Below are 8,063 nucleotides of genomic sequence, written 5' to 3'. Positions count from 1 at the left end.
GCCGCCTCCGGCCAACCTTCCTCGCCCTGCCCCGAACTCACACCACCGGGCCGCGCCGCCTCCGGCCAACCTTCCTCGCCCTGCCCCGAACTCACACCACCGGGCCGCGCCGCCTCCGGCCAGCCCTCGTCGTTCTCTCCGGAGGTCACGTCACCGGCAGAGGGTGCCGCCGATGACCTGCTCCCCACACCGGTACTCCGGTCCGCTCCGGGCGGGCCGCCGGGCTGCTTGGTCGCGGCGCCGGGCCGCCCACCGGTGGTGGCAGCGGACACCGGCCGGGACGGCGCCGGGCCGGGCCCCGACCCGGTACCGGAGTTGCCGGAGGAAACCCCACCACGTTCACCGGCCACCTCGCACCGGATCTGCCAGCGCTCACCCAGTTCCTCGTAAAGCGACTCGATCAGCAGGTCGGGTTCGTTCGAGAGGGCCTGCGCGTGGAACGGGTAGCGGAAGCTCAGCACCAGCGTCTGGCCGTCGACCTCGCGCACCGTGGCCTCGCGGGCCCAGGCGGCGACCTTCTTGCTCTTGCGGCCGACCTTGCCGACCACCTCAGGCCAGATTCGGCGCACCGCGGCGGCGTCGAGCGCGGCCGGTCTCGCCGCACCCGGCCGGGGCGGCTCGGGAGTGGCCGGATCGGGCATGACGGCCGACGGGGGCACCGGACGGCGGGAGGCCTGCACCCCGGTCGGGCCACCGGCACTCGCGGCAGCAGCCTGTGCAGCAGCCACCCCGGACTGCACACCGACACTCGCGGCAGCAGCCTGTGCAGCAGCCACCCCGGACTGCACACCGACACTCGCGGCAGCGGCCCGTGCGGCAGCCGCCCCGGACTGCACACCGGCGCTGGCCGCACTTCGGCCAGCGGCGCTCGCGGCGGCGGCCCGCGCGGCAGCCGCCCCGGACTGGGCACCGGAAGCCGCCGGCTCGCCGGCGGTGGCAGTCGGAGTCGCGGCGGCAGCCGCGGGCGGGGCGGGAGGCTGGGTGCGTACCGCCGGGGCGGTGATGTTCGGCGCGGAGTCGGCGGCGGCCGGCGGCGCGTCGGTGCCGGTGAGGGTGAGCCGGCGTTCCATGCGTTCGAGGCGCTGAAGCAGGCCGCCGGTGGAGTCGTCGACGCCGGGCAGCAGCATCCGGGCGCAGATCAACTCAAGCAGCAGCCGGGGTGCGGTGGTGCCGCGCATCTCCACCAGGCCGTCGTGCACGATGTCGGCGCAGCGGGACAGGGTGCCCGGCCCGAGGCGTTCCGCCTGGCCGGTCATCCGCTCGATCTGGTCGGCCGGCCCGTCGATCAGGCCCTTGGCGGCGGCGTCCGGCACCTGCTGGAGCACGATCAGGTCGCGCAGGCGTTCCAGCAGGTCGGAGGCGAACCGGCGGGGGTCGTGCCCGGCCTCGGCGACCCGGTCGACGGTGGCGTACGCGGCGGCGCCGTCCCCGGCCGCCAAGGCGTCGCACATCTCGTCGATCAGCGCCGAGTCGGTGACACCGAGCAACGCGGCGGCCCGGGCGTAGGTGACGCCGTCCGGGCCGGCACCGGCGATGAGCTGGTCGAGTACGGAGAGGCTGTCCCGGGCGCTGCCGCCACCGGCCCGCACGACGAGGGGGAAGACCGCCGGCTCGACCTGCACCCCCTCAGCCTGGCAGAGCTGCTCGAGATAGGGCCGGAGCACCTTCGGCGGGATCAGCCGGAACGGGTAGTGGTGGGTCCGCGACTTGATGGTGCCGAGGACCTTCTCCGGCTCGGTGGTGGCGAAGATGAACTTGACGTACTCCGGGGGCTCCTCGACCAGCTTGAGCAGGGCGTTGAAGCCGGCCGACGAGACCATGTGCGCCTCGTCGATGACGTAGATCTTGAAGCGGCTGTTGGCCGGCGCGAAGAATGCCTTCTCGCGCAGTTCGCGGGCGTCGTCCACCCCACCGTGGCTGGCCGCGTCGATCTCGATGACGTCGATCGAACCGGCCCCGTCACCAGACAACGAGCGGCACGAGTCACAGGTGCCGCAGGGCTCCGGGGTGGGGCCGTGCTCGCAGTTGAGCGAACGGGCCAGGATGCGGGCGCTGGAGGTCTTGCCGCAGCCGCGCGGGCCGGAGAAGAGGTACGCGTGGTTGAGTCGCCCGCTGCGCAGCGCCTGCGACAGCGGCTCGGTGACGTGCTCCTGCCCGATGACCTCGGCGAAGGTACGCGGCCGGTACTTGCGGTAGAGCGCCAATGCCACGGCGTACCGCCTCCTCTCGACCGCGCCATTCTCGCCCCGCCCACGCCCACCTGACCACCCACCCCGCCGGGCGCTCCCCGCCGACGACCAGGGGCCGTGTGATCAACTCCGTTCCGCCGGACTGGCGGCATCGGCGCGCTCGGGACACCCCCACATCGCCGGCGTGGAGTCGATCACCGCCACCATCGCGAGTCGATCACGCCGCCATCACCGCGAGCCACGAAGGCGTGAGACAAAAAGGCCCCCCGTGCACCCGGCAGAGCTCGCTTATCCTTGCTGCCTTCCGGCCCTGGGGAGGTTCACGAGATACCGCCGCACGGGAGGTGACACAAGCCTACCCGACCCGTCGTCGATCTTCAGAGGGTGGCGGGGTGGGCGTGGCAGCGACACCCTGTATCCTGTCTCACGGAGGATTCGCCTAGAGGCCTAGGGCGCACGCTTGGAAAGCGTGTTGGGTTAACACCCTCACGAGTTCGAATCTCGTATCCTCCGCTCGTCTGAGCAGCAAACGGAAGGGTCGGCCCCGGTAAGGGGCTGGCCCTTCCGTCGTCTCTACGTGGCTCTCGTCCCAGTTGTCGTCTCACTCAGAGAGACCGGCAATAAGTGGTGGCGACGAGGTTGGTGATCCATGTCTGTCTCCCTGGGGTGGTGGGCGACGCGGGATGCGGCGTGCCGGGGTGTTCGGGCTGATCGGGTGGGCGCGAGTTGCGGTATGTCGCGGTATCCCGTCCGGTGAGCGACACGAGTTGCGGTATGTCGGGGTGTCCGGGCCCGTTGAGGCCGCGAGTTGCGGCATCTCGTGCGTAGACCACGAGGTGCGACATCCTGCGCGTTGTCTTGAGGGCAGGAACAGCAGCACGAACAGCGGCACGCATGAACGGTTGACGGTATATAACGGCGGCCGTACTATCGACTCCATGCAGGAACCCACTTTTCTGATCCTCACTGCACTGGCCGCACAGCCGCTGCACGGCTACGGGGTCATCCGAGCGGTCGACGAACTCTCCGGCGGCGAGGTCAAGCTGCGGCCGGGGACCCTCTACGGCGCCCTCGACCGGCTGGCCGAGCAGGGCCTGGTCACCGTCGACCGGGAGGAGGCCGTCGAGGGCCGGCTGCGCCGCTACTACCGGCTCAGCGATCCGGGAGCCACCGCGTTGAAGGCACAGATCGAGCGGCTGCGCCGGCACGCCACCGCAGCCGAGATCCAGCTGGGCAAGCGCCTCGGAGACGCCCTGAGCTTCGGCCTGGTGACCCGATGACCGCCGCCTGGCCGGCCGATGACCCCAGCATCGCCGCCGCGGCGACCGGCGACCGCAGCCACGCCGCCTGGCCGCCGGCCGACCACACCGCCGCCTGGCCGGTGGCCGACGACCGGCTGGAGCGGGGGTATCGCAGACTGCTGCTCGCCTACCCACGCCGACACCGGCACCGGCACGGCACCGAGCTGGTGACCACCCTGCTGGAGATGGCAGCACCGGGGCAGCGCCGGCCTCGCATCGGCGACGCACTGCACCTGGTCGCCAGCGGCCTGCGGCTACGGTTCCGGCTGCCCGCCGGCCGACCGATCATGGCACTCGCGGCGCTGCTCACCGCACTGACCATGGGCGGCTTCGGCGCCGCCGCCGGCTCGTGGCTGGGCGCACAGACCTTCGCCGACCTCCCCGACGACGCCGCCATGGCCCGACTCATGCAGCAGGCGGGCGGTTCGCAGGGCGAGCTACTGCCGCATCGCAGTGCGTCGCCCTGGCAAGCCGAAAGCGCCACGTTGACCACTCACGGCGGCGGCAGTTGGGACGCCGAGCAGGTTCGGCAGCGGTTCGCCGCCGACGGCTGGTCGGTCTCCGGGCTCACGCCGGTCTCCGGCGCAAGCTTCACCGTCCACGAAGACGGGACCGAGACCGAGACCAGGCTGAGCGGAGCGCAGTTCACCGCCGGGTCGGATGGACTGATCGTCCACGTTCGGGGATGGGACGACGGCCACCATATGATCTGGGCCGGGCCGACGCGTACCCCCGCGTTCCTGCCCCTGGTCGTCGTCGGCACGGCTGTCGGGCTGGTCGTCGGCTGGCTGATCGCGGCGGCCGTCGCGTACCGGATTGCGGCGGCAGCGCCCGGACGGCGGGTGACCGCCGCCGCGCTCTGGGGGATCACCCTGCTGACGCTGGCGCTGCCGGCGGTCGCGCTGTACGGCAACGCCATGAGGGTGTTCCGCGACGGCAGCGCCACGGACTCCCCCGCGCTCACCGTGCACAGCGCCTTCACCCCAGGCGAGTACTACCCCTTCGGCCCGTCCTGGCTGGTCCTCGGGCTGAGCATCGCCGGGGTCGTGGCCGCCGTCGCCGCGGTTCTCGTCGCCCGACCCGGCGAGCAACCACCGCAACCAGAGGTCGCGGCGAGCTGAGCAAACCGCACTGAACGACACGGGGACAGGGGCCGCCGGTGACACGGCGGCCTCTGGTCACACCACGGCTCCGGCGAGCGGCCAGGGCTCGCTCCGCCCGCCGCTTTCGCTGGCAGCCGGGTCCGGCTCCTTCGGCGGTACGCGGACAGCCTCCTCACCCCCGGACACGTGCCCAGGACACGAAGCGGTCGAACAGGCCGACCGGAGACGTGACGTCACCGAGTTGCGCGGCGGCCTCCTCGTGCAGCGCCGCGAGGTGGATCAGCAGGCCAGGCCGGTCCTCCCGGTACTGCCCGAGCAGCCGCAACTTGGCCGCGCTGCACGGCCACGCGATCCCGCAGTCCCGGCAGCGCCAGGTCGGACGCGACGGCGCATGCTCCCGGGCACGTCGACTCATCGGCCCGGAACCCGACGCGTGGGCACGCCGACCGGCGTCCCGGTTGGGCCGGACTCGACCCCACCGGCTGATGGCACGGCTGGGCCGGAACCGACCCGGCTGGCCGGCGGCGGGGTTGGGTCGTGGCGGACCCGGCTGGCCGGCGGCACGGCTGAGCCGAGGCCGACCCGGCTGCCCGGCGGCGGGGTTGCGTCGGGGCGGACCCGGTCATCCCGTGCCGGGGTGGGGCGGGCGCGGATCAGGCCGGCCGGCATCACGTACAGCTCTCGGCGCTCTGTCGCGTCGCCGCGCCCGTCGAGCTGATATGCCTCGATCCAGGTCCAGCCGTGGTAGGTGCGCCGATCGGTCCGTTCGCGGATCACCCGCACCGTGATCGGCTTGGCGAACTGCGGCGACGCCGCACGGGTCAACACATACTCCTCGCCCGGCGCGATCACGCCACCACATCGGCACCCGGATTGGCGCGGCCCAGCTGTTCCGTCCCGCCCGGGGCGCGCGGCTTTGTGCGACACAGGTTCACCTCGATCCGTTCACCCGCCGAGCCGACCGACACAGGGCTCACGCACCCCGCCCCCTCCTTCCGGCGATCTTGCACTTTTGGTCGACTCAAACACTGACAAGAGGTGCGAATAGCCGACCGAAAGTGCAAGATCGGCGGCGAGGAGAGCGGGGGTCGGCCCGATCTCGCTCCCCGGTCGCGACCCCCGGTGCCCAGGTAGCCGGATCACGGTGAGTCGTCTGTGCTGTCAGCTCGACAGTGCTTTGTGTGGTGGATGGGGGCCGCCGTGGCTGCCGCCCCGACGGCGGCCCCCGACGTACGTGACCGCCGGGTCAGGGGGACGAACCTCCACCGGCCACGCCGTCTATGCACCAACTTCGCGCAAGTGACGAGACAGCTGACCGAATCCCGCACGCCCGACACCGGCTCACGGCGGCAGACGCGCTACAGAAAAACGTCTCGGACATTTGGCCGGACATTTCGCGGCGTCGTGCGCTGGTCTGGTTCCGCCCCTGGCAGGAGATCGAACGCGAGGCGACGACCCTGCGCTCCTTCGAATCCATGGTGGTCCCGGGCCTGCTCCAGACCGAGGCGTACGCCCGCGCGGTGCTCGCGGGTGGCGGCCTGATCCCTCGCAACGAGGTGGAACGGCTGGTTGCCCACCGAATGTCCCGCCAGTTGATTCTGCAGCGGGAGGAACCGCCGCGACTCACCGCCGTCCTGGACGAGTCGGTGCTCCGCCGCCCAGTCGGCGGCCCAACCGTCATGCGCGAGCAGTTGCTTGCCCTCGCCGATGCCGCCGGCCAGCCGCACATCCGGGTGTATGTGGTGCCGTCCACAGTGGGGGAATACGCCGGACTGAACGGTCCGTTCGTGCTGGCCACCGCAGCAGATCACCGCATCGCCGGCTACCTGGACAACCAACTCCAGGGCCAAGTGGTTAGCGAACAGGCCGACATCGCGGCGATACTGGCCGCATGGGAGAACGTGCGCGGTGAAACCCTCTCCCAGTGGCAGTCTGTCGATCTGATCAGGGAAGTGGCGGAGTCATGGCAATGAACGATACCCAGGACCTGCACGACGCCCAGTGGTGCAAGAGCAGCCGCAGCAGCGGCAACGGCGGCAACTGCATCGAGGTCGCTGGCAACCTGCCCGGCGTGGTCGGCGTACGCGACTCGAAGGACCGGAGCGGGCCGGCGCTGGCGTTCACTCCAGCCGCCTGGCGGGCCTTCGTCGACGGGCTGCGCGCCGAGCGCTGACCGCCGTCGCACACATGTGCTATCCACAGGCTGTGGACGCCGGGTGAGTTACCAGCTGAGCGCGATCGTCGCGGACGCCGAATTGCTGCGTGAGGAGACCCGCGAGCTGGATCATGCCGTCCTCGGCGAGCTGCGGCAGGATTTCGCGCTGCTGCCGGTGACCCCACAGTTGGTGGAGCAGCTGACCGGCACTCCCCCCGACTACGCGCTCGACGAACCGGGTCCGGAGCAGCCCTTCGCGCTCATTCTCTCCCCGGCGCTCACCGACGTGCTGGGGCGCTGGTCGCAGCGCGGGCCGGTGGCGTACGTCGAGGCGGAGTTCGCCCGTGGCGCCGGGCGCCAGGCGGCGGTGGTCTGGTTGGGCGGGATGCTGGCCTGGGGGCCGCGCTTCGACGCGGCCTTCGACGGGCCGCGTGCGGAGTGGCCCATCAACGCCGCCCTGGTCGAGTTGGGCGCGGAGCCGGGCCGGTGGATCGATCCCTTCGCCGAGCTGGGTCTGCACGTCGAGCGGAGCACCGCCGGCTGGCTCGCGCACGGGCGGCGCGGGCTGAGCGCCGACTACTGGGACGAGTTGGCCGACGAGTGGGAGGACCGGCAATAACCCTTCCGCTCCCGTCACGTTGGGGAGTGGGGGATCAGATGAGATTGCGACAATTCGGCTTCATTGCCGTACTGCTTTTGGCTGCCTCGGCATCGGGCAGCGGACCCATGTCACCGGACACCATCGGCGTGCACGAGCCCGTCGCGTCGGTCACCGTGGTCGGCCTCGACGGCCTCGCCGACGTGGGCTTCGGCGACACCGAGAGCGAGCTGACCAGGCGCGGCATTCTGCGTACGGACGTCGACGCCTGCGGTCCCACGCTTGCCGGGCACGACATGATCAGCCCGATCTTCATCGAAGGCCGGCTGGTGCTGCTCTGGGCCGGCGACCCGGTCCAGACCCCGGAAGGGATCACTGCCGGCACGCCGATCGCCGAGGTCGAGGCCAGCTACCCGAGGGTACGCTCCCTCCACGCTCCACAGGGGACGCACCGCTTCGACGGCCTGCTCGCCCGCGACGGCGATCGCGCGTACCTCTTCCTGCACGACGGCCGCACGGTTCGCAAGATCATCGCCGGCTACGCCAGCTGGGCCCACCGCCTCTTCCTCGACGGCCACTCCCCCTGCTGACCGCCACAGATCTTGGACCGCGAGCGCCCCTCCAAGGGCACTTTCGCACCAAGATCTCGGACGCAAAAACGCCCAGCCGGTCCGCAAGGCACCAGCGACAGTTAGAGCGACCGGCAGTAGGTGTTAC

Annotated in this window: 9 protein-coding genes, 1 tRNA gene and 1 other RNA gene; 7 read left to right on the top strand and 4 right to left on the bottom strand. The window is 71.3% G+C overall.

What is annotated here, in order from left to right:
* Window positions 1–2,210, bottom strand: a 2,210-nt coding sequence (locus Vqi01_RS29620; protein WP_204038436.1) for a DNA polymerase III subunit gamma and tau, incomplete at its 3' end; no start/stop codon positions are given.
* 236 nt (window positions 2,211–2,446) lie between these two features.
* Window positions 2,447–2,536, bottom strand: an RNA gene (ffs, locus tag Vqi01_RS29615) — signal recognition particle sRNA small type.
* An 81-nt stretch (window positions 2,537–2,617) separates the two neighbouring features.
* Between ffs and Vqi01_RS29610 the strand changes: the two genes are divergently transcribed.
* From Vqi01_RS29610 to Vqi01_RS29600, 3 genes are all read left to right on the top strand, one after another.
* Window positions 2,618–2,702, top strand: a tRNA-Ser gene (locus Vqi01_RS29610).
* A gap of 425 nt (window positions 2,703–3,127) precedes the next feature.
* Entirely contained in the window at window positions 3,128–3,469 is a 342-nt protein-coding gene (locus Vqi01_RS29605) for a PadR family transcriptional regulator (RefSeq protein WP_204038435.1), read from the top strand.
* Entirely contained in the window at window positions 3,466–4,611 is a 1,146-nt protein-coding gene (locus tag Vqi01_RS29600) for a hypothetical protein (RefSeq protein WP_204038434.1), read from the top strand. Before Vqi01_RS29605 ends, Vqi01_RS29600 begins: the two co-directional genes overlap by 4 nt.
* 154 nt (window positions 4,612–4,765) lie before the next feature.
* Here Vqi01_RS29600 and Vqi01_RS29595 read toward each other — a convergent pair whose 3' ends face one another.
* Both Vqi01_RS29595 and Vqi01_RS31185 read right to left on the bottom strand, forming a co-directional pair.
* Entirely contained in the window at window positions 4,766–5,008 is a 243-nt protein-coding gene (locus Vqi01_RS29595) for a flavin reductase (protein ID WP_204038433.1), read from the bottom strand.
* On the bottom strand, window positions 5,005–5,445 hold the full coding sequence (locus tag Vqi01_RS31185) for an hnRNP-L/PTB family RNA-binding protein (protein WP_239098765.1): 441 nt from the start codon (window positions 5,443–5,445) through the stop codon (window positions 5,005–5,007). The genes Vqi01_RS29595 and Vqi01_RS31185 overlap by 4 nt, the downstream gene beginning before the upstream one ends.
* A gap of 428 nt (window positions 5,446–5,873) precedes the next feature.
* On the opposite strand from Vqi01_RS31185, the gene Vqi01_RS29585 reads away from it, so the two are divergent.
* The 4 genes from Vqi01_RS29585 to Vqi01_RS29570 are packed head-to-tail and all read left to right on the top strand — an operon-like array spanning window position 5,874 to window position 7,936.
* Window positions 5,874–6,566, top strand: coding sequence for a DUF5753 domain-containing protein (locus tag Vqi01_RS29585; protein ID WP_307825226.1), 693 nt, complete (start codon window positions 5,874–5,876; stop codon window positions 6,564–6,566).
* Window positions 6,563–6,766 carry a DUF397 domain-containing protein gene (locus Vqi01_RS29580; RefSeq protein WP_204038432.1) on the top strand — a complete coding sequence of 68 codons (204 nt, stop codon included), beginning with the start codon at window positions 6,563–6,565 and terminating at the stop codon, window positions 6,764–6,766. The genes Vqi01_RS29585 and Vqi01_RS29580 overlap by 4 nt, the downstream gene beginning before the upstream one ends.
* A gap of 43 nt (window positions 6,767–6,809) precedes the next feature.
* On the top strand, window positions 6,810–7,367 hold the full coding sequence (locus tag Vqi01_RS29575; RefSeq protein ID WP_204038431.1) for a hypothetical protein: 558 nt from the start codon (window positions 6,810–6,812) through the stop codon (window positions 7,365–7,367).
* A gap of 38 nt (window positions 7,368–7,405) precedes the next feature.
* A complete protein-coding gene (locus tag Vqi01_RS29570) occupies window positions 7,406–7,936 on the top strand; it encodes a thioredoxin domain-containing protein (RefSeq protein WP_204038430.1) in 531 nt (176 codons plus the stop codon).
* Window positions 7,937–8,063 lie beyond the last annotated feature (127 nt).

The organism is Micromonospora qiuiae, assembly GCF_016863555.1.
GTDB lineage: Bacteria > Actinomycetota > Actinomycetes > Mycobacteriales > Micromonosporaceae > Micromonospora > Micromonospora qiuiae.
Note: the sequence above shows the minus strand (reverse complement) of the source record. Positions and strands in the feature narration are given on the sequence as shown.

Excerpts from the sequence above, each read along its gene's own strand:
- Vqi01_RS29595 (WP_204038433.1), bottom strand. The coding sequence starts at position 5,008 with ATGAGTCGACGTGCCCGGGAGCATGCGCCGTCGCGTCCGACCTGGCGC.
- Vqi01_RS29600 (WP_204038434.1), top strand. The coding sequence starts at position 3,466 with ATGACCGCCGCCTGGCCGGCCGATGACCCCAGCATCGCCGCCGCGGCG.
- Vqi01_RS29605 (WP_204038435.1), top strand. The coding sequence starts at position 3,128 with ATGCAGGAACCCACTTTTCTGATCCTCACTGCACTGGCCGCACAGCCG.
- Vqi01_RS29585 (WP_307825226.1), top strand. The coding sequence starts at position 5,874 with ATGCACCAACTTCGCGCAAGTGACGAGACAGCTGACCGAATCCCGCAC.
- Vqi01_RS29580 (WP_204038432.1), top strand. The coding sequence starts at position 6,563 with ATGAACGATACCCAGGACCTGCACGACGCCCAGTGGTGCAAGAGCAGC.
- Vqi01_RS29570 (WP_204038430.1), top strand. The coding sequence starts at position 7,406 with ATGAGATTGCGACAATTCGGCTTCATTGCCGTACTGCTTTTGGCTGCC.